The organism is Streptosporangium carneum, from assembly GCF_027922005.1.
In the GTDB taxonomy this organism is placed as follows: domain Bacteria; phylum Actinomycetota; class Actinomycetes; order Streptosporangiales; family Streptosporangiaceae; genus Streptosporangium; species Streptosporangium carneum.
Genome location: NZ_BSEV01000016.1, coordinates 1 through 21,617, shown reverse-complemented (window position 1 = coordinate 21,617; position 21,617 = coordinate 1). Strand labels below are relative to the sequence as shown.

Genomic DNA, 21,617 nt, shown 5'->3' with positions numbered 1-21,617 from the left:
TCCGTCACGGATTGTTGTCGAAACTCAGCGAGCGGTACACGGCGACGTTGCCCGCCGCCGTCGAGCAGGCGCTCGCCGCCGCCGCCACCTTCTCCGGGTAGCGCGCGTCGGCCGTGTCCAGCAGCACGCCCAGCATGGTGCCGCTGTGCGCCGCGACCACCCCGAGCCCGCCGACCTGCTCGCAGACGCCCATGACCGCCTCCAGCAGCCGCTTGGGGCGCAGGGCCTGGTTCATGACCGCGCTGCGCGTGGCCACCGCGCCGACCGAGGGCAGGTCCCGCGCGTGCACGGCCGTCCGCATCTCCTCCAGCAGGCGCGCGTACTGCCTGCGGTCGGCCGCGGAGAACGGTTTCGGAATGCGGTTGAACTCCACGGTGTCTATCTCGCCGCCCTCGTCGACCCCGACCACGGTCATCGAGGGCAGCGGGCCGAGGACCTCGCGGAGCTGAACCCTGCGGTGGTAGTAGGCCACTATCCCGGGATAGAGCACACCGTCGGTGGGCTCTATCCGGCTCAGGAACGCCTCGATGAGGCGGGGCGGCATCTCCACTCCCAGCGCGTTGGCCACGGCCCGCGCCGTGGCCACCAGGTCGGCGGAGGAGCTGGCCAGTCCCTTTCCCTCGGGGATGCCGCTGTCGATGGTGAGCACTCCCCCCATCGGCACGGGCGCCCACTCCATGATCATTTCAGTCAGTCTCAGCGCCTTGAGCTTGTGCCCCGGCTCGACCCGCAGCTCGGTGAGACGTGGATCGCCGCTGAAGGTCGCGACCGCCCACCGCGCGACCGGCAGGGTCACCAGGAAGTCGCCGTCACGCTCGGGAAGCCTGCCCTGCAGCAGTTCCCCGAAGGTGCCGAAGGCCGTGCTGACCCCGGTCGCGCCGACGTATCCGGCGGACTTGCGCAGCGTGCCGCTCGTCGTCATCCGGCCTGCCTCCCGGGGGTGAGCCGGGCGAACGCCCGGTCGATCTCGGCGAGGCCGCCGTCAAGGCGTTCCCGATGGCCCCGCCACCGTTTCTCCGACCGGTCGAACTCGGCCTCCAGCTCGCCGAGGAGCTCCCGCACCCGCTCGGGGTGCGCCGATCCCGGCGTGCGCTTGGCCGTGAGGGCGCGATCGACGTCGAACGCCTCCCTCAGCAGCTCGCCGGGGTCGGCCAGGCTGTGCCCCTGCTCGGCGGCCGCCTCCGCGAGCAGGGCGGGGTCGGGCGTCAGGGCGGTGAGCCCCTTCCGTTCCGCGGCCACGATGTAACGACCGGCGATCACCTGGGCGGTGCGCCACGGCACCCGCCGGTGGAGCGTCAGGAGGTTGGCGAGCGTGAACCCGCCCAGGTGGTCCTCCTCGCAGGCCGCACGCATGCGGTCGGCGCGGAACTCCAGCCTGTCGAGGACGGCGGTGAACAGCCTGAGCACCGATTCGGCCGTGTCGAACGTCTCGGGCACGCGGGCCCCGGCCTCCTTGGAGACCTCCACGCTGTTGCTGTAGGAGGTGTTGCGCTGTCCGGCCGCGACGTCCACGTACCCCGAGAGCAGGTGGGCGGTCTTCCCCCTGATCCGCTCGAGCACCGGGAAGTTCTTCTTCTGCGGCATCGCCGAGGAGATGCCCGACCACTCGTCGGGCAGGTCGACGAAGCGGTGTCCCGCACCGCCCCACGCCATCAGGTCGGTCGTGAAGCGGCTCAGCACCACGCCGAGCAGGGAGAGCTCCGCGGTGGCCTCCAGCGCCCAGTCCCGGCCGGCGACCGCGCGCAGCGCGTGCAGCCGTACCCCCTGGCAGCCCAGGAGCCTGGCCATCCGCTCCCTGTCCCAGGGCAGCTCCTGCCCCGACATGGCCCCCGCCCCCATGGGGGTGGCGGCGGCGGTCAGGTAGACGGGCTCCAACCGGCGCAGCGCGTGCGCCGTCTGGTCGCACAGCGCCGCGAGGTAGAAGCCCGGTGTGATCACCTGAGCCGCCTGCAGGTGCGTGTAACCAGGCATGACCATGTCGGCGGTGGCCGTCGCCAGGCGGTGCGCGGCGCGACCGAAGGCGAGCAGGCCGTCCACGACGTCGAGCAGCCGGGCCCCGCAGAACAGGGCCTGCGCCGCGGCCTGCAGGTCGTTGCGGCTGCGGTCGACGTGCCAGGCCTGCGGCACCCGTTCCAGCCTGCCGGTCACGAACGACTCCAGGGTGAAGGCCAGGTCGCTCATGGCGGAGCGGGCGTGCGCCTCCAACGCCTCCGGGCCTGCCTGGTCGAGCGCCCGCGCGATCGCCAGCGCCTCCGCCTCGTCCATCAGGCCCATGCGGAGGTACTCCAGCAGCAGGACCTTCTCCAGCCGCACGTACCAGGGCAGCAGGCGATCCAGCTCCAGGCGCATCTGCGGTTCCAGGATCTCGGTGCGCAGCAGGTCGTGGGGACCGGATCCGATGCGTCCGGTCAGCGGTCTCTCGTCCCGGGGAGTCATGCCTGGTCGGTCGAGCGGTGCTTGACGAGGTCGGAACAGGCGGCGATCAGGACGGCCGCGGTCTCGGCCGCGCGAGTCCTGGTGAAGTAGTGACCGCCTTCAGGCAACTCGTGCCGTTCGACGCGGTCCGCCAGGTCGGCCCACCCGTCCAGCGCCTGGCGGCACGGACCGGCGGTGCTGGGGTCGTCGGCCGCGTGGACGAGGTCAAGCCCGGCGCGCAGCCGGTACGATCCGGGATCCTCCCGCACCGACATGAAGTAGCGATTGGTGACCTGCACGTCGTGCCGGTAGGCGGCGCCCACCAGTTCCGAGCGTTCGGGCTTGAGCCCGTCCAGCTCCACGTAGACGCTCTCCTCCAGCAGCCGGACGGTGATCTCCCGGTTGTCGAGCGCGGTGACCTCCTCGATCTCCGCGCGCAGGGCCTCGACGGTCTCCAGCCCCGCGGCCCCCAGGAACACCCGGAGCGGTTGCGCGGAGTCCCGCTCCAGCAGCCGCGCCAGCTCGACGGCGTACGCGGCCCCGGCGCAGTGGCCCCAGAGCAGGATCGGCGTGGAGACACGCCGGCGAACCTCCTGGTGCACCCGGCGCGCCACCTCCTCGACGTCCGCCATGGGCTCCGCCGCGCCGACGAAGTCGTGTCCGGGAAGCTCCACCCCGTAGACCGCGATGCCCTCGCGCTCCAGCTCCTTGGCCAGCAACTGGAAGTTGACCGCGTTGCCGCCCGCGTAGGGGAAGCAGATCAGGGTGGCCACGGCCCCCGGCGCGCCGGACAGGCGCTGCAGCAGCGAGGTCCGCTCCCCTTCCCCGCCGCCGGCCGCCGTCCCGCCCGCGTCGACGATCGCCGCGAGGTCGGCGAGCACGGAATGACCCACGACCTGCGCCAGGGAGAGCAGCCTGTCCAGTTTCACCACGAGCCGGACCGCGGCCAGCGAGGTGCCGCCGAGCTCGAAGAAGTCGTCCGAGCGCCCGATCCGCTCCACGGGCACGTTGAGCACCTCCGCCCACTCGACCGCCAGCCGGCGCTCGGTCGGCGTGCTCGGCGCGACGTACGTCCCGCCCGCGTGGCCGAGCGTGGCGGCCAGGTCTTTCAGCATCCGCTTGTCGGTCTTGCCGTTCTCGGTGAGCGGGAGGCTGTCGAGCCGGTGGAAGTACGTGGGGACCATGTAGTCGGGCAGGAACCTGGCCAGGAAGTCGCGCACCTCCTCGCCCCGCAGGGCGTCGTGCCCGGCGTAGAAGGCGACCAGGTTCCTGGCCCGCTCCCCTCCGTCGTCGATGACCACCGCCGCGTCCCGGACGCCGGGCATGGCCAGCAGCTTGTTCTCGATCTCGCCGATCTCGATGCGGAAACCGCGGATCTTGACCTGCTGGTCGCGCCGCCCGAGGAACTCGATGCGGCCCTCGGGCAGCCAGCGCCCGAAGTCACCGGTCCGGTACATGCGGGTGTCCGGCCGGTAGGGGTCGGGCACGAACGCCTGGCGGGTCCGCTCCTCGTCGTTGATGTAACCCCGGCCGACGCAGACCCCGGAGAAGGCAATCTCACCGGGCGAGCCCAGCGGCACGAGGCTGAGGTTCTCGTCCAGGATGTAGGTGTTCACGTTGCGCAGCGACCGGCCGACCGTGACGAAGTCGCGCGGCGGCGGCCCGTCCAGCACCTCGTGCATGGTGTCGTCGGACACCTCGGTCGCGCCGTAGGCGTTGACGAGCCTGACGCCGGTGCCGCGGGCGAACCAGTTCTGCACCAGCTCCAGCTTGAGCGCCTCACCGGTCACCGAGATCATCCGCAGCGACCCGAGGTCGCGCGGGTGCTTCTCCAGCTGGGCGATCAGCACCTCGAAGTAGGAGGGGACGAGCTGCGCCACGTGCACCCCGGCGGTGACGACCTCGTCGAGGAAGCGTTCGGGGTCGAGCAGCACGTCGGTGTCCACGATGCGGGTGCTGCCGCCTGTCAGCCACGGGGCGACCAGCTGCCACAGGGAGATGTCGAAGCACTGGGAGGCGGTCTGCGTGACCACGTCGCCCTCGGCCAGCTCCATGTCCTCGATCTTGGCGTACAGGTGGTTGAGCATTCCCGCGTGCTCGCACATCGCCCCCTTCGGGGCCCCGGTCGAGCCCGAGGTGAAGTAGATGTAGGCGAGCTGGCCGGGCTGGACGGGCACGCGGGGGTCCTCGGCGCCCGGGTTCTCCTCGTAGACGTCGGAGACGAACAGCAGCGGGCAGTCGTGCCCGAGGCCTTTCAGCGCCTCGTCCAGCATCTCGGTGCTCCCCTGCTCGCTGATCGCGAAACGGGTGACGCTCCGCTCGAGCTGGGTGCCGATGCGCTCGGCGGGGAACTCGGGGCGCACGGGGAGGTAGACGCCGCCCGCCTTGAAGACGCCCAGGGTGGCGGCCGCCCAGTTCAGGTTCCGCTCCGTCACGACGGCGACGACGTCCTCGGGCCGCAGGCCGCGCCCGAGCAGCGCGTGCGCGATCCGGTTGGCCCGGTCGTTGAGCTCGGCGTAGGTCCAGCGGGACGCTCCGTGCGCCGCCGCCAGGGCGTCCGGCCGGATGCGGACCTGCTCCTCGAACAACTCGACGAACATCTGCCTCGGCAACGCCTTGCGCTCACCGGCCAGGCCGTGCAGCTGGATCTGGAGTTCCTGCTCGGACAGGAGGCTCTGCCGGTGGTGCGGCGCGTCGGGCGCGGCCGTCAGGAGCCGGAGGGCGGCGAGGTAGTAGCCGGCGATCCGGCCCGCGTGGTCGGCGTCGACGGCGTCCTGCCGGTGACGCAGGATCAGCTCGCCGTCCCGCACGCCCACCCAGAGCACCGTGCCGTCCGCCGGGGCCGTGGCCCGTCCCGACAGGTCGAGCACCGCCTCGAACGTCTCCTCCGCCTCCGCGGCGTTCTCCTCGATCCGCCGGCGTATGGCGTGCGCCTCCCGCACCAGCCGCTCCCAGCTGCCGCCGACGACCTCCATCCGGCCGGGCAGCGGCGCGCGCGTCGCGCCCGACGGCACGTATCCGGTGAGCACGTGCCGCTCCGAGGTCACCAGGCTGAGCACCTTGAAGTGGACCGCCAGGAGCACCGACTCGGTCGTGACGCCGTGTTCCCTCGCGAAATCGCCGATCCCGGACGTGAGGTCCCCGGGCAGGGGCGTCCTGTGGTCGGCGAAACCCGGCCGGGCGACGCCCGCCGCCGTCCAGCGGGGGATTCTCAGAAAACTCGGGCCGGCGTCTTCCTGAATCGAACTGCCAAGAGTGTGCGGCATTTTCACCTCAGTCCATTTCAGGTGAGCGGAATAGATTTCCGAATCACCAGAGTGCCTGCGCGAATAAAAGAGCGTCAAGGCGTTGAAGGGTATGGTTAATAACGCTCGACAAACGGCGTCGCCTCTTCGGCCGGCGATTCACCGTAGCCTGTCGGCAAGAATTCCGCCGATGGACGCCGTGGGGCCCGACTGGGTCAGCAAACCCTCGTGGTCTGACTCGATCAGCTCGACGTCGACCTTTCCCGCAATGTGCGGACGCCAGGATTCGGCGCCGAGACGACCGGAGAACCTCGCCGCCGTCCCGGTCGCGACGAACAGCAGCGCGTCGCCCCGGAACACGCGCGGGCGGAAGTCCCGCATCAACCGGAGATTGTTGAGATAGACGTCCTTGATTCCGACGATCGCCTGCGCCCCGACGGCGGCGAGCGGCAGGTCCTCCCGTCTGAGGAACTCCACGTACCGGGCGAGCAGCGCCTCCTGGTCCTCCGCCAGCTCGCTCTCCTCGAATGCGAACCCCTCCTCCCGGAGGCTCCGGGAGATGATCTCCAGGTCGTCGAGCGCCCCTTCCTGATCCGTTCTGGGCGGGTAGGCGTCGACCAGGGCCAGGAGCGCGGTCTCGGCTCCGGACTCCTCCAGCCGCACGGCGAGCTCGTGGGCGAGAAGACCCCCGAAGGACCAGCCGAGGAGGTGGTAGGGCCCTTCCGGCTGCACCGACCTGATCTGCCGCAGATAGTCCTCGGCCATCCGCGGCAGATCGGCGGGGAGCCCTCCGTCTCCGGCCAGGCCCCGGGCCTGCAGGGCGTAGACGGGCCGGTCCCGGTTCAGGTGACTCATCAGCCCGGCGTAACACCAGCCGATCCCCGCCCCGGGGTGAAGGCAGAACAGCGGCGGGCGGGCGTCTCCCCGGCGGAGCGGCAGCAGGACGTCGAAGGAACCACTGGGACCGCCGGAGTCACCGGGGCCGCCGGAGGCGATCCGGCGGGCGAGCGCCGCAGGCGTGGGAGCCTCGAAGAGGGCGCGCAGTTCCAGCTCCGCGCCGAGCGTGTCCCGCAACCGGTTCACCAGGCGGGCGGCCAGGAAGGAGTGCCCGCCCAGACTGAAGAAGTCGTCGTCGGCCCCGACCGAGGGCCGGCCGAGCACCTCGGCGAACAGCGCGCACACGCTCTGCTCGACGGGTCCGTTCGGTGCTCTTCCCCCTGGCGTCGGGGAGTCCTGCGGCGCGGGCAGGTTCCTCCGGTCCAGCTTTCCGTTGGGCGTCAGGGGCAGCGCGTCGAGCTCGACGACCGCCGACGGCACCATGTGGGCGGGCAGGCTCGCGGCCACGTGGTCGCGCAGCGATCGCGGCTCGGGCGACGCTCCGGCCGCCGGCACGACATAGGCCACCAGCCGCCTGTCCCCCGGTTCGTCCTCCCGGACCACGACGGCGCTCCGCGTCACCTCGGGATGCCGCATGAGGGTCGCCTCGATCTCGCCCGGCTCGACGCGGAAACCGCGGATCTTCACCTGGAGGTCGGCGCGCCCCTGGTACTCCAGTTCGTCGGCGGCGTTCCACCGTGCCAGATCTCCGGTGCGGTACATGCGCTCGCCGGGTTCGCCGTACGGGCAGGCGGTGAACCGCTCGGCGGTGAGCCCTGGCCGGTTCCAGTATCCGCGGGCCAGCGCCCGGCCCGCGACGTACAGCTCGCCGGGCGTCCCCGGCGGCACCGGCCGCAGCCGCTCGTCCAGGACGTAGACCCTGGTGTTGTCGATGGGGCGGCCGATCGGCGGGGAGACCGGCCAGTCCGCGACGTCGTCGGGCAGCGTGTACGCCGTCACGACATGGGTCTCCGACGGGCCGTAGTGGTTGTGCAGGACACGGCCGGGGCGCTCCCCGCGCGCGTAGAGATCGCGGATCGCGCCGCCGGGGACCAGCGCCTCGCCGGCCTGGGCGATGTGCGCCAGGTCCGGCAGTTCGGCCCCCGTCTCCACCGCTGCCTCGCACACCGCGCCGACCACCAGGTTGGGGGCGAACAGCTCGCCGACCCGGTGGCGGGCCAGCCAGCGCGCGAACGCCCGCGGGTCGCGGCGGGTCTCCTCGTCGCAGACCGCCAGCGTCTTGCCGGACAGCAGGGCGGAGAGGATCTCCTGCACCGAAACGTCGAAGCCGATCGCGGTGAACTGCGCGACGACGGCGCCCGGAGCGGCGGGCAGCGCCCTGTCGTGCCAGGCCAGGAGGTTGACGACCGCTCCGGCGGTCATCACCACGGCCTTGGGCCGCCCGGTGGACCCGGAGGTGTAGATCAGATAGGCGGGGTGGGCGGGCGAGAGCGGGGCGGGACGCTCGGCGTCGGTGATCGCCTCGTCTCCCCCGGCGGCCGCCGGGCCGTCGCCGTCGAGGAGCACCAGGGACGCTCCGGTCAGGCCCAGCCGGTCGGCCGCCTCCGTGCCGGTGACCACGAGGTGCGGGGCGGCGTCGGTCAGCATGAACTCCAGCCGCTCCGCCGGGTAGTCGGGGTCCAGGGGAAGGTACGCCGCTCCTGTCTTGAGCACGGCCAGCACGGCGACCACCAGATCGGCGGAGCGGGGCAGGTGCAGGGCGACGAAGCGCTCGGGCCCGGCGCCGCGCGCCAGAAGCGTCCGCGCCAGCCGGTTGGAGCGCGCGTCGAGTTCGGCGTAGGTCAGGCTCTCCTCGCCCGCGACGACGGCGACGGCCTGCGGGGTGCGCGCCGCCTGGGCGGCGAACAGCGCGGGCAGGCAGTCCTGCGGCGTCTCGCGCGCGGTGTCGTTGTAGTCGTCCAGGAGCATGCGGCGCTCGGCCGGATCCAGCAGGTCGACGTCCCCCACGGGTCTGGCCGGGTCGGCGACGACGCCTTCCAGGAGCCGCACCAGGCGGGCGGCCAGGAGCCGGACCGTGTCCTCCTCGAACAGGTCGGCGCTGTACTCCAGGGTGGCGCGCAGCCCGCCCTGCTCCTCCCGTTCGGCCATCGACAGCAGCAGGTCGAATTTGGCGGTGTCCAGCCCGACGGGGTGCCGGGACACGTCGAGAGCGGAGGCTGCGTCGTCGGCCCCGGATCGATCGCCGGTGTTGTTGAGCACCAGCATGACCTGGAACAGCGGGTGGCGGGACAGGGACCGCTCGGGGTTGACCACCTCCACCAGCCGCTCGAACGGCAGGTCCTGATGGGCGTAGGCCGCAAGGTCGCTCTCCCGCACCCGGCCCAGCAGCTCCCGGAAGCTCGGATCGCCCGACAGGTCGGTGCGCAGCACCAGCGTGTTGACGAAGAACCCGACCAGGTCCTCCACCGCGTCGTCGGTACGGCCCGCGATCGGCGTGCCCAGCGGGATGTCACTCCCCGCACCCAAGCGGGACAGCAGCGTCGCCACCGCGGCCTGCATCACCATGAACACGGTGACGTTCTCGGCCCGCGCCATCTCCACCAGCCGCGCGTGCAGCTCCGCCGGCACCTCGAAGGCCACCCGGCCGCCCCGGTAGGAGGCCACCGCGGGCCGCGGCCGGTCGGCGGGAAGCGCCAGCTCCTCCGGCAGCCCCGCCAGCGCCTGCCGCCAGTACGCCAGCTGCCGGGAGATCTCACTGTCCGGATCGTCCTCCGCACCCAGCACCTCCCGCTGCCACAGCGTGTAGTCGGCGTACTGCACCGGCAGCGGCGACCACGCGGGCTCCTGTCCGGTCGTCCGCGCGGCGTAGGCCACGGCCACGTCCCGCTCCAGCAGCGGCATCGACCAGCTGTCGGTGGCGATGTGGTGCATCACCAGCATCAGCACGTGCTCCTCGGCGTCCAGCTCGAACAGCCGGGCCCGCACCGGAACCTCGGCCGACAGATCGAAGGCGTGCCCGGCCGCCTCGGCCAGCCGCCCCTCCAAGCCGTCGCGATCACAGGAGACGACCTCCAGCACCGGACACGCCCCCTCCACCGGCAACACCCGCTGATAGGGGCCCGCCTCGTCCTCGGCGAACACCGTGCGCAGACTCTCGTGCCGCGCCACCACATCACCCAGCGCCGCCCGCAACCCCTCCACGTCCAGACGGCCGGACAACCGCAACGCCACCGGCACGTTGTAGGTCGCGCTCGGCCCCTCCAACCGGTGCAGGAACCACAACCGGCGCTGCGCGAACGACAACGGCACCCGCTCCGGCCGCGGCGTCACCGCCCGCACCGCCGAACGAGCCCGCCCGCTCCCGGACAGCGCCGCGGCCAGCCCGGCCACGGTCGGCGTCTCGAACACCTGCCGGATCGGCGTCTCCACCCCGAGCACCGACCGCACCCGGCCCGCCAGCCGCGTCGCCAGCAGCGAATGCCCGCCCAGGTCGAAGAACCCGTCGTCGACGCCCACGCTCGGCACGCCGAGCACCTCGGCGAACAGGCCGCACAGGATCTCCTCCCGCGGGTCACGGGGCGCACGCCCCGACACCGCCGCCTCAGGAGCCGGCAACGCCCGCCGATCCACCTTCCCGCTGGCCGTCAGCGGCAGCTCGTCCAGCACCACCACCGCCGACGGCACCATGTACTCCGGGACCGCTTTCCGGGCGGCCTCCCGGACCTCTTCCGGTGTCACCGCGCCCACCACGTAGGCCACCAGCCGCCGGTCCCCCGGCCGATCCTCGCGCACCACCACGGCCGCCGCCCTGACCTCCGGGCACCGGCCGACGGCCGCCGTGACCTCGCCGAGTTCGATGCGGAAGCCCCGCACCTTCACCTGATCGTCCGCCCGGCCGACGAACTCCAGATTCCCGTCCGGCCGCCACCGCGCCACATCACCCGTGCGGTACATCCGCTCACCGGCACCGCCGAACGGATCGGCCACGAACCGCTCCGCACTCAACCCCGGCCGCCGCAGGTAACCGCGGGCCAGCTGGCGGCCGGCCACGTAGAGCTCCCCCGCGACGCCCGCCGGCACCGGCCGCAGCCATCCGTCCAGCACGTACGCCCGTGTCCCCCTCAGCACGGAGCCGATCGGGACGCCCTCCCCCGCGACCAGGGGATCGCTCATCGTCACGGCGATCGTCGCCTCGGTCGGGCCGTAGGCGTTGACCATCATCCGGCCGCCGGCCCACCGGTCGACCAGTTCGGGACCGCAGGCCTCACCTCCCACCGCCAGGGTCCGCAGCCCCGCCAGCGGCGTCTGGGGCACTCCCGCCAGCGCCGCCGGGGGGATCAGCGCATGCGTGATCCGCTCGTTCTCCAGTACGTCGGCCAGCGCGGCTCCGCCATACACCCCCTCGGGTGTGATCACGAGGGTCGCTCCCGCCGCGAAGGCCATCAGCATCTCCATCACGGAGGCGTCGAAGCTCGGTGAGGCGAACTGCAGCACCCGGCTGCGCGCGTCCACCCGCAGCCGTTCCCGCTGCGCCTCGGCGAACCCCGCTATGCCCTCGTGCGTCACCACCACCCCCTTGGGCCGTCCGGTCGACCCCGAGGTGTAGATCACATACGCCGGATGCCTCAGCTCAGGCCTGGACCGCTCCGCGTCCGCGGCGGGCCGCTCGTGTCGCGCCCGGTCCGCCCCGGCCAGAAACGCCTCGTCGATCACCACCGACGGCGCCGCGTCGTCGAGCATGTACGCGATCCGCTCAGGCGGATAGGACGGGTCCACCGGCAGGAAGGCCGCGCCCGCCTTGACCACGGCCAGCGCCGCGATCACCAGGCCGGCCGATCGCGGCAGCACCAGCGCCGCCAGTCGTTCCGGGCCCAGCCCCTCGGCCCGCAGCAGGCGAGCCAGCCGGTCGGCCTCGGCGTCCAGCTCTCCGTAGGTGAACACGCTCTCGCCGTCCACCAGCGCGACCGCCGCCGGATCCCGTCCGGCTGCGTCCTCGAAGAGCTCGGGCAGCGTACGGCCCGGCCCCTGCCGTCCGGTGTCGTTCCACTCCTCGACCACCTTCCGGCGCTCGTCCGCGTCGAGGAGGTCGAGGCGGCCCACCACCGCGCCGGGATCGGCCGTCAGCGTGGACAGCAGCGACCGCATCCTGCCGAGCAGCCGTCGCGCCTCCTCCTCGCCGAACAGGTCCGGGCGGTGGTCCAGGCGCAGCCGCAGCCGGCTCCCGGGGGCCGCGACCAGGGTCAGCGGGTAGTGCGTGGCGTCCCGGGTGCGCATCGAGACGACCCTGATCCCGTCGTCGGCGCCGGCCGGACCGCCGGTGCCGCTCGGAGCCGCCGGATAGTTCTCGAAAACCGCCATGGTGTCGAACAGCGGGCCGTCCAGGTGCGGGACCGCCTCCCGCTGGATCTCCGTCAGCCCGAGATACTGATGGTCGAGCAGCCTCGCCTGCTCTTCCTGCACACGCTCCAGCAACGCCGCGAGCGACTCGTCCGGGCGCAGCCGGATCCGCACCGGCAGCGTGTTGACGAACAGGCCGACCATGGTCTCGACGCCGTCGATCTCCGCGGGACGGCCGGAGACCACCGTCCCGAAGACCACGTCGTCACGGCCTGTCAGCTGCCTGAGCACGACGGCCCACGCCGCCTGCACGACGGTGTTCATGGTCAGCCCGCGTGCCCGCGCCCACGCGGTCAGCTCCCCGGTCGAGGACGTGTCCAGGTCGATGTGGACGCGTTCGGGGACACACGGCGCGGGCAGCCGTCCCGGCATGACCGACGTCGGTTCGGCGACCCCCTCGAGAGCCTCCCGCCACGCGGCGAGGGCGGCCTGGCGGTCCTGGGCCGCGAGCCAGGCCAGGTAGTCCCGGTACGGCCGGACCCGCGGCAGCCCACGCCCGTCGCCTTCACGGAGGTACAGCTCCATCAGGTCCCGCAGCATCAGCGGAACGGACCAGCCGTCGAGCAGGATGTGGTGGTTGGACAGGACGAAGCGGAACTCCGACGACCCCATTCTGATCAGGGTGAACCGCATCAGGGGCGGTGCCGCCAGATCGAAGCGGAGCGTGCGGTCCTCGGCCACGATCCGCTCGGCCTCCGCGTGCCGCCGAGCCTCGGAGAGGCCGGACAGGTCCGCCTCGTGCCAGGGGAGCTTCACCTCCCGCGGGATGACCTGCACCGCCCGGCTCAGGCCCCTGTGCCGGAACCCGGCACGCAGGTTGGCGTGCCGTGTCAGCAGCGCCTGGGCCGCCGCCCGCAGCCGGGCGGGGTCGAGCGGCCCCTCCAGGTCGACGACGAGCTGCACGCCGTAGACGTCGGGGGCCTCCTCGTCGAACAGACCGTGGAAGAGCAGCCCCTCCTGCAGCGGGGTCAGGGGAAGGATGTCCTGCAGTCCGGAACGGCTCACTGCGTCCTCCACTCGGCCTCAAGAAGATCGATCTCGCTCTGACTGAGCTCGGCGAGCGCCACGTCGGAGGGGGTGTGACCCCCGGCGTCCGGACGTTCCACGTGGTCGACGAGAGCCTCCAGCGCGCGGAACCACGTCTCGGCCAGGTCGCGGACGCGGTCCTCGGTGAGCAGCAGGCCCGCCCATGTCCAGCTCGCCACCAGCTCCGAGCCGTGCGCGCCGTCATGGGTGGAGGCGTTGACCACCACGGGGTGGGTCAGGGGCATGCGGGGATCGTGACCGCGGACCACGCTCGAGGCCTCGGCGACCTCCTCCCAGTCCTTCGCGTCGGTCACGGATTCGACGACGAAGCGGCCCAGGTAGTTGAACCCGATCTGGGCCTGTCCGAGTTCGGCGAGGATGGGCGCCGTCCGGGGGTTGAGGTAGCGCAGCATGCCGTAGCCCATCCCGCTGTCCGGCGTCGCCCGCAGCTGTTCCTTGACGCGTTTGACGATCTCGCCCGCGGCCGGACCGCCGGTGAAGGCGTCCTTCCTGTCGAACTCACCGGGTTCCAGACGAACCGGATACATGCTGGTGAACCAGCCGACGGTGCGTGAGAGATCCGCGCCGCCGACGGCCTCCTCCTCCCGGCCGTGCCCCTCCAGATCGACCGTGATCTCCTGCCGCTCTCCCTCGCACCACTCGGACACCGCCATCGCCAGCGCCGCCAGCAGCACGTCGTTGACCTCGGCGTGGAACACCGACGGCACGGTGGTGAGCACGGCCTCGGTCACCCGCGGCGGCAACGTCATCGACAGACGCCCCGCGGTGGCGTGGGTGTCACGGACCGGATCCAGCGGGCGGTCGCCCAGGGGCGTGTCCTCCCGCTGGAACATCCCGGTCCACCGGGGCAGCTCGGCGATGCGCGCGGCCGAGTCCGACTGCTCCACCAGCAGCTCGGCCCAGCGCCGCAGGGAGGTGCCGACCGGCTGGAGTCCGGGCTCGAGGCCCCGGGCCAGCGCCCGCCACGCCTCGGCCAGGTCCGGCAGCAGGATCCGCCAGGACACGCCGTCCACCACCAGGTGGTGGACGACCAGCAGCAACAGGCCCGCCGACGCCGGTCCCCGGTCGAACCACACGACCTTGACCAGCTCTCCCCTCGCCGGGTCGAGGGCCTCCCGCGTCCGCCTCGCCCGCTCGGCCATCACCTCGCCGAGGGCCTCGTCGGTCAAACCGGCCACGTCGACCCGGGTCACGCAGGAGGTCGCGGCCACCGAGCCCCGCTCCATGATCTCCAGATGCCATGTCCCTTCGACGACCGACAACCGTGTGCGCAGCGCGTCATGGTGGTCGAGCAGCGCCTGCACGGCGGCGACCAACCGGTCCTGCCCGAGGTCGACGGGCACCTGGACCACCCTTGCCTGGGCGAACGCGTCCACCGGGCCGCTCTGCTCGGCGAACCGGCGCACGATCGGGGTGGCCGGCATCGGCCCGATCCCGGCGTCCGGATCCTCCTCGGGCGCCTCCACGGCGACGGCCACCTCGGCCAGCGCCGCCACCGTCCGGTGCTCGAAGACGTCCCGCGCCCTCAGCACGAGGCCTTCCCTGCGGGCCCGGCTGACGAGCTGGATGGACATGATGCTGTCACCTCCCAGGTCGAAGAAGCCGTCGTCGACGCCGACCCGGCTCACCCTGAGGACCTCGGCGAACAGGCGGCACAGCAGTTCCTCGCGCTCGTTGCGAGGGGCGCGCGCGCCGAGCATGGCCTCGTAGTCGGGGACGGGCAGCGCCCGCCGGTCGACCTTCCCGTTCACGGTGACCGGCAGGGAGTCGAGCGCCTCGAACACCGACGGCACCATGTACCCGGGCAGCCGCCCGGCCAGATGTTCACGGAGCGCCGTCGGCTCCGGCGTCCGGCCGCCCGGCACGGGGACCACGTAGGCGACCAGACGCCGCTCACCGGGCCGGTCCTCGCGCACGACGGTGACGGCCTGGTCGACCTCGGGGTGAGCGGTCAGCGCCGCGTCGATCTCACCGGGTTCGATCCGGAAGCCGCGCAGCTTCACCTGGTCGTCGACGCGTCCGGCGAACTCCAGGGCGCCGTCGCCGTTCCATCGGACGACGTCGCCCGTCCGGTACATCCGGGAGCCCGGTTCGCCGTACGGGTCGGCGACGAACCTCTCCGCGGTCAGGGAGAAGCGGTTGAGGTATCCGCGTGCGAGTCCTCCCGCTATGTACAGCTCACCGCTCACACCGGCCGGAACCGGCTGAAGGTGGTCGTCCAGGACGTACAGCTGTTTGTTGGGCAGCGGCCGTCCGATCGGGACCGTGGTCCTGACCACGCCGGGCTCGCACTCCCACATCGTCGCGCCGACCGTCGCCTCGGTGGGACCGTACCCGTTGACCAGGCGGCGGCCGACGGCCCACCGTGCGGCGAGCTGCGGCGGGCACACGTCTCCCGCCATGGTGAGCGTGACCCCCGGCGGCAGGCCGTTGTCCGGCATGTCGGCCACCACGGCCGGCGGAACCGCGACGTGCGTCACGCCCGCCTCCACCACGAAATCGATCAGCTCCTGCCCCAGGGGCCGCTCGTTCGGCGCGAGCACGGTCGCCGCCCCGCACAGCAGCGCCCCGAACAGGTCGCCGAGCGAGGCGTCGAAGCTGGTCGACACGAGCTGCAGCATGCGGCTGTCGGGCCCCACACCCAGGCGTTCGATCTGCGCCTGCGCCCAGTCCATGAGGCCCGGGTGGGGGATCACCACGCCCTTGGGCCTTCCGGTCGAGCCGGAGGTGTAGACCACGTAGGCCGGGTGCAGCGGGAGACGCGGGCGCAGGCGCTCGCCGTCCCCCATGTCGCCGTCGGGAAGGGCCGCCACCGCGGCGGCCGTCTCCGGCGCGTCCAGCGACAGCCGGGGCAGGTCGGGGCGCGGCAGGCGCTCGGCGAGCTTCTCAGTGGTGATCAGCAACGCCGGGTCGCTGTCGGCCAGCATGAACTCGATGCGCTCGACCGGGTAGTCGGGGTCGACCGGCACGAACGCCGCCCCTGCCTTGAGCACCGCGAGCAGGGCCACGACCCACTCCTCCGAGCGCGGCAGGGCGATCGCCGTGAAGCTCTCGGCGCCGACGCCCAGCCCTGTGAGATGGCGGGCGAGCCGGTTGGCACGGGTGTTCAGCTCGGCGTAGGACATGCTCCTGCCGTCGACGACGACCGCGGTCGCGTCGGGCCTGCGGGCGGCGTTCCGCTCGAACAGCTCCGCCGCCGTGAGGTCCGGCACCCGGCGGGCGCTGTCGTTCCACTCCCTCAGCAGCCGCCGCCGTTCCCCGGCCTCCAGGATGTCGATCTCCGCCACCCGCCGTTCCGGGTCGTCCGCGACCGCCTCCAGCACCCGGATCAGGCGGGCCGCCAGGGTCTCGACGCTGATCCGGTCGAACAGGTCGACGCTGTAGTCCAGGGCCCCGGTCAGGCCTCCGGCGCCGTGGTCCTCCACGAACGCGAACGTGAGGTCGAACTTGGTCGTGTCGTAGCCCAGGGAGTGACCCGTGACGGTCAGGTCGCGCAGGCCTGCCGCAGCCGTCTCCGGGGTCTCCGGCTCGGTGCTGTTGAAGGCCAGCATGACCTGGAACAGGGGGTGGCGGGACAGGGACCGCTCGGGGTTGAGCACCTCCACCAGCCGCTCGAACGGCAGGTCCTGATGGGCGTAGGCCGCAAGATCGCTCTCCCGCACCCGGCCCAGCAGCTCCCGGAAGCTCGGATCGCCCGACAGGTCGGTGCGCAGCACCAGCGTGTTGACGAAGAACCCGACCAGGTCCTCCACCGCGTCGTCGGTACGGCCCGCGATCGGCGTGCCCAGCGGGATGTCACTCCCCGCGCCCAAGCGGGACAGCAGCGTCGCCACCGCGGCCTGCATCACCATGAACACGGTCGCGTGGTTGTCCTGGGCCAGCCGTGCCAGCCGCCCGTGCAGCTCCGCCGGCACCTCGAAGACGAACCGCGCTCCCTGCTGGGAGGCCACCGCGGGCCGCGGCCGGTCGGCGGGCAGTTCCAGCTGTTCGGGCAACCCGTCCAGCGCCTGCCGCCAGTACGCCAGCTGCCCGGCCAGCACACTGCCGGGGTCGTCCTCCGAACCCAGCACCTCCCGCTGCCACAGCGTGTAGTCGGCGTACTGCACCGGCAGCGGCAGCCAGGCCGGCGCCTCGCCCGCCGCCCTGGCCGCATAGGCCACCGACAGGTCGCGGGCCAGCAGCGGCATCGACCAGCCGTCGCAGGCGATGTGGTGCACCACCACCAGCAGCACGTGCTCCTCGGCGTCCAGGCGGAACAGCCGGGCGCGCAACGGCGACTCCGCCGAAAGGTCGAACGCCCGTCCGACGGCCTCGGCCAGTCTGTCGTCCAGTTCCCGCTCGGTGACGTCCTCGACGTCGAGCGAGGGGGCGGCCAGCCGCGCGTCCAGGACCACCTGGCGCGGTCCCGCGGCGTCCTCGGTGAACACCGTGCGCAGCATCTCGTGCCGCGAGACGACGTCCCGCAACGCCGACCGGAGCGCGGCCTCCTCCAGGTGGCCGGACAGGCGCAGCGCCATCGGCATGTTGTAGGCGGAGCCCGCCCCCTCCAGGTGGTTCAGGAACCACAGCCGCCGCTGCGCGAACGACAGCGGCACCCGCTCCGGCCGCGGCGTCACCGGCGTCACGCCCGACCGCGCGCCGACGGCCTCGCCCAGCACCGCCGCCAGGCCGGCCACGGTGGGGGTCTCGAACAGCTGGCGGATCGACAGCTCGACGGCCAGCACCGACCTGATGCGGCTCACCAGCCGGGTCGCCAGCAGGGAGTGGCCGCCCAGGTCGAAGAAGCCGTCGTCGATGCCGACGGGGTTCCCCTTGGCCTGGCCGTCGTCGGCCCCGCCCGCGTCCAGGCCGAGCACCTCGGCGAACAGGCCGCACAGGATCTCCTCCTGGGGACTGCGCGGCGGCCGGCCGCTGACGACCGCGTCGTGGCGAGGCTCGGGCAGGGCTCCGCGGTCGAGCTTGCCGTTGGGCGTCAGCGGCAGCGCCTCCAACGGCACGAACAGCGACGGCACCATGTAGTCGGGCAGTGAGGCGGCGACCAGTTGCCGCAGCTCCGCCGGCCGCACCGCCTCCTCCTGCGTCGGCACCACGTAGGCGACCAGACGCCGGTCGCCGTGCCGGTCCTCGCGGACCACCACCGCGGCCTGCGCGACGCCGGGGTGGCGTGCCAGCGCCCCCTCGATCTCGCCCAGCTCGATGCGGAAGCCCCGCAGCTTCACCTGGTTGTCGGCCCTGGCGAGATACTCCAGCTCACCGGCGGCCGTCCAGCGCACCACGTCGCCGGTGCGGTACATGCGCTCGCCCGGCCGGCCGTACGGCCCGGCGACGAACCGCTGGGCCGTCAACGCGGGCTGCTTGGAGTAACCGCGGGCCAGCCCCGCGCCGGCGATGTACAACTCGCCGAACACGCCCGGCGGAACCGGCTTCAACGCCCTGTCCAGGACGTACACCCGGGTGTTGGCGATCGGGCGCCCGATCGGCGGGTGGTCGGCGTCGTCGCGGCGGATCGTCGCGGCCGTCGACCAGATCGTCGTCTCCGTCGGGCCGTACATGTTGTCCACCGACGTGACGGCGGCGGTCAGCTCCCCGGCGAGGTCGGGAGGGAGCGCCTCCCCGCCCACCAGCGCCCGGACACCGGCCAGCCCGGCCGGTTTCTCGGCCAGCAGGACACGCCACAGGGTCGGCGTCGCCTGCACGACCGTCGCTCCGGTCCGCGCCATGAGCGCGCCCAGCGCCCGCGGGTCGCGCACCGTGTCGGATCCGGCCAGGACCACCGTGCTCCCGTTCGACAGCGGCAGGAAGATCTCCAGTCCCGCGATGTCGAACCCGATCGTGGTCACCGCCAGCAGGCGGTCTCCCGCCTCCAGGCCGAACCGCTCCTGCATCGCGGCCAAGAAGTTGACCAGGGCGGCGGCGGGCACGACCACTCCCTTGGGCCGGCCCGTCGAGCCCGAGGTGTAAATGACGTACGCGGGGTGCTCCGGCTTGGGGTCGGCCGGTCGTTCGCGGGCGGTCAGGTTCGTCTCCGGGCGGCCCGCCAGGTCTCGGCCGGTCTCCTCAGCGTCGACGGCCACGCACGGGACGCCGCTCGTGGGCAGCGAGGGGAGGAGCTCCGCGGTGGAGAGCACCGTCACCGGATCGGCGTCCTCGATCATGGACCCGATCCGCTCCGGCGGGTAGTCCGGGTCGATCGGCAGGTATCCGGCGCCGGTCTTCGCCACCGCGAGGAGCGCCACGATCATCTCCGTCGAGCGCGGCAGCGCGACTCCGACGAACCTCTCGGGGCACGCGCCCCGATCCATGAGGTGGCGCGCGAGCCGGTTCGCCCGCGCGTTCAGCTCCGCGTACGACAGGCTCCCGTTCTCGGTCACCAGCGCCGTGCCGCCGGGGGTCCGCGCCGCCTGCGCCTCGAACAGCTCCGCCGGCGACGTCGGGAGCGGCTCACGCGCGGTGTCGTTCCACTCCACCAGGATCTGTCGCCGCTCGGCGGGATCCAGGAGCTCGAAGGCTCCGACGGGCAGGTCCGGCGAGGCGACCACCGCCTGGAGCAGGCGGACCAGCCAGACAGTGAAGGCGCGCGCCGTGCCGGGGAGGAACAGGTCGGTGCTGAACTTCAGCTCACCCTGGAGCCCGGCGGGGTCGCCCTGATCGGTGCGCGCCTCGCCGAAGGCGAAGGACAGGTCGAACCTCGCCCCTTCGGCGTCGATCGGCTCGACGGTCACGGTCAGGCCGGGGATCCGCGCGGACTCCTCCGGCACGTCCTCCCGGACGATGTTGTTGAACGACAGCATGACCTGGAAGAGGGGGTGGCGGGACAGGGACCGCTCGGGGTTGACCACCTCCACCAGCCGTTCGAACGGCAGGTCCTGATGGGCGTAGGCCGCAAGGTCGCTCTCCCGCACCCGGCCCAGCAGCTCCCGGAAGCTCGGGTCGCCCGACAGGTCGGTGCGCAGCACCAGGGTGTTGACGAAGAACCCGACCAGGTCCTCCACCGCGTCGTCGGTGCGGCCCGCGATCGGCGTGCCCAGCGGAACGTCCGTCCCCGCGCCCAGGCGGGACAGCAGCGTCGCCACCGCGGCCTGCATCACCATGAACACGGTCGCGTGGTTGTCCTGGGCCAGCCGTGCCAGCCGTGCGTGCAGCTCCGCCGGCACCTCGAACTCGACGGTGCCGCCGTGCCCCGTCGGCAGCGCGGGCCGCGGCCGATCCACCGGAAGCGCCAATTCCTCCGGCAGCCCCGCCAGCGCCCGGGTCCAGTACGCCAGCTGTCCGGCCACCACACTGCCGGGGTCGTCCTCCGAGCCCAGCATCTCCTGCTGCCAGAGCGTGTAGTCGGCGTACTGCACCGGCAGCGGCGACCAGGCCGGCGCGCCGCCCTCGGCACGGGCGGCGTAGGCCGCCGACAGGTCGCGGGCCAGCAGCGGCATCGACCAGCCGTCGGTGGCGATGTGGTGCATCACCAGCACCAGCACGTGCTCCTCGGCCCCCAGCTCGAACAGCCGGGCCCGCACCGGGATCTCAGCCGACAGGTCGAAGGCGTAGCGTGCCGCACGCCCCAGTGCGGCCTCGAGCTCCGCCTCGTCACAGGTCGCCGTCTCCAGCACCGGACGCGCCGCCTCCACCGGCAGCACCCGCTGGTAGGGCCCTGCCTCGTCCTCGGCGAACACCGTCCGCAGGCTCTCGTGCCGCGCCACCACATCACCCAGCGCCGCCCGCAACGCCTCTGCATCCAGCACCCCGGACAACCGCAACGCCACCGGCACGTTGTAGGTCGCGCTCGGCCCCTCCAGCCGGTGCAGGAACCACAACCGGCGCTGCGCGAACGACAACGGCACCCGCTCCGGCCGCGGCGTCACCGCCCGCACACCCGCCCGTGACTGCCCGCCCCCGGACAGCGCCGCGGCCAGCCCGGCCACGGTCGGCGTCTCGAACACCTGCCGGATCGCCATCTCCACCCCGAGCACCGACCGCACCCGGCCCGCCAGCCGCGTCGCCAGCAGCGAATGCCCACCCAGATCGAAGAACCCGTCGTCGATCCCCACACCCGCCACACCCAGCACCTCGGCGAACAGGCCGCACAGAATCTCCTCCCGCGGATCACGGGGCGCACGCCCCGACACCGCCGCCTCAGGAGCCGGCAACGCCCGCCGATCCACCTTCCCGTTGACCGTGAGCGGCAGCTCGTCCAGCACCACCACCGCCGACGGCACCATGTAGTCCGGCAGCTCCTCGGCGAGCCGGGCGCGCAGCACCGCGGGAACGACGGACGCGCCCTCCGCCGCCACCGCGTAGGCCACCAGCCGCCGGTCTCCCGGCTGATCCTCGCGCACCACCACGGCGCAACGGGCGACATCCGCGGCGGCCGCCGCCCTGGCTTCGATCTCGCCGAGTTCGATGCGGAAGCCCCGCACCTTCACCTGATCGTCCGCCCGGCCGACGAACTCCAGATTCCCATCCGGCCGCCACCGCGCCACATCACCCGTCCGGTACATCCGCTCACCGGCACCGCCGAACGGATCAGCCACGAACCGCTCCGCACTCAACCCCGGCCGCCGCAGATACCCCCGCGCCAACCCCACCCCGGCGATGTACAACTCACCCGCCACACCCGCCGGCACCGGCCGCAACCCGTCATCGAGCACATACGCCCGCGTGTTCCAGAACGGCCGCCCGATC

5 protein-coding genes are annotated in these 21,617 nt (G+C 72.5%); all 5 read right to left on the bottom strand.

Annotated elements, in window-relative coordinates; genetic code table 11:
* Positions 1–4 precede the first annotated feature (4 nt).
* A complete protein-coding gene (locus tag PKF00_RS28120) occupies positions 5–922 on the bottom strand; it encodes a GHMP family kinase ATP-binding protein (protein WP_271220669.1) in 918 nt (305 codons plus the stop codon).
* Positions 919–2,436: an argininosuccinate lyase gene (locus PKF00_RS28115; protein ID WP_271220668.1), complete on the bottom strand. Its 1,518-nt coding sequence runs from the start codon at positions 2,434–2,436 to the stop codon at positions 919–921. Before PKF00_RS28115 ends, PKF00_RS28120 begins: the two co-directional genes overlap by 4 nt.
* Positions 2,433–5,681: a non-ribosomal peptide synthetase gene (locus PKF00_RS28110; RefSeq protein ID WP_271220667.1), complete on the bottom strand. Its 3,249-nt coding sequence runs from the start codon at positions 5,679–5,681 to the stop codon at positions 2,433–2,435. The genes PKF00_RS28115 and PKF00_RS28110 overlap by 4 nt, the downstream gene beginning before the upstream one ends.
* Before the next feature lie 138 nt (positions 5,682–5,819).
* The gene (locus tag PKF00_RS28105; RefSeq protein WP_271220666.1) at positions 5,820–12,899 is read right to left on the bottom strand and encodes a non-ribosomal peptide synthetase; all 7,080 of its coding nucleotides are present in this window, start codon (positions 12,897–12,899) and stop codon (positions 5,820–5,822) included.
* On the bottom strand, positions 12,896–21,617 hold an 8,722-nt coding region (locus PKF00_RS28100; RefSeq protein WP_438827861.1), incomplete at its 5' end, for a non-ribosomal peptide synthetase. The genes PKF00_RS28105 and PKF00_RS28100, both read right to left, overlap by 4 nt.

Bases quoted from the DNA above. Each gene is read 5' to 3' on its own strand.
- PKF00_RS28120 (WP_271220669.1), bottom strand. From the start codon at position 922: ATGACGACGAGCGGCACGCTGCGCAAGTCCGCCGGATACGTCGGCGCG.
- PKF00_RS28115 (WP_271220668.1), bottom strand. From the start codon at position 2,436: ATGACTCCCCGGGACGAGAGACCGCTGACCGGACGCATCGGATCCGGT.
- PKF00_RS28110 (WP_271220667.1), bottom strand. From the start codon at position 5,681: ATGCCGCACACTCTTGGCAGTTCGATTCAGGAAGACGCCGGCCCGAGT.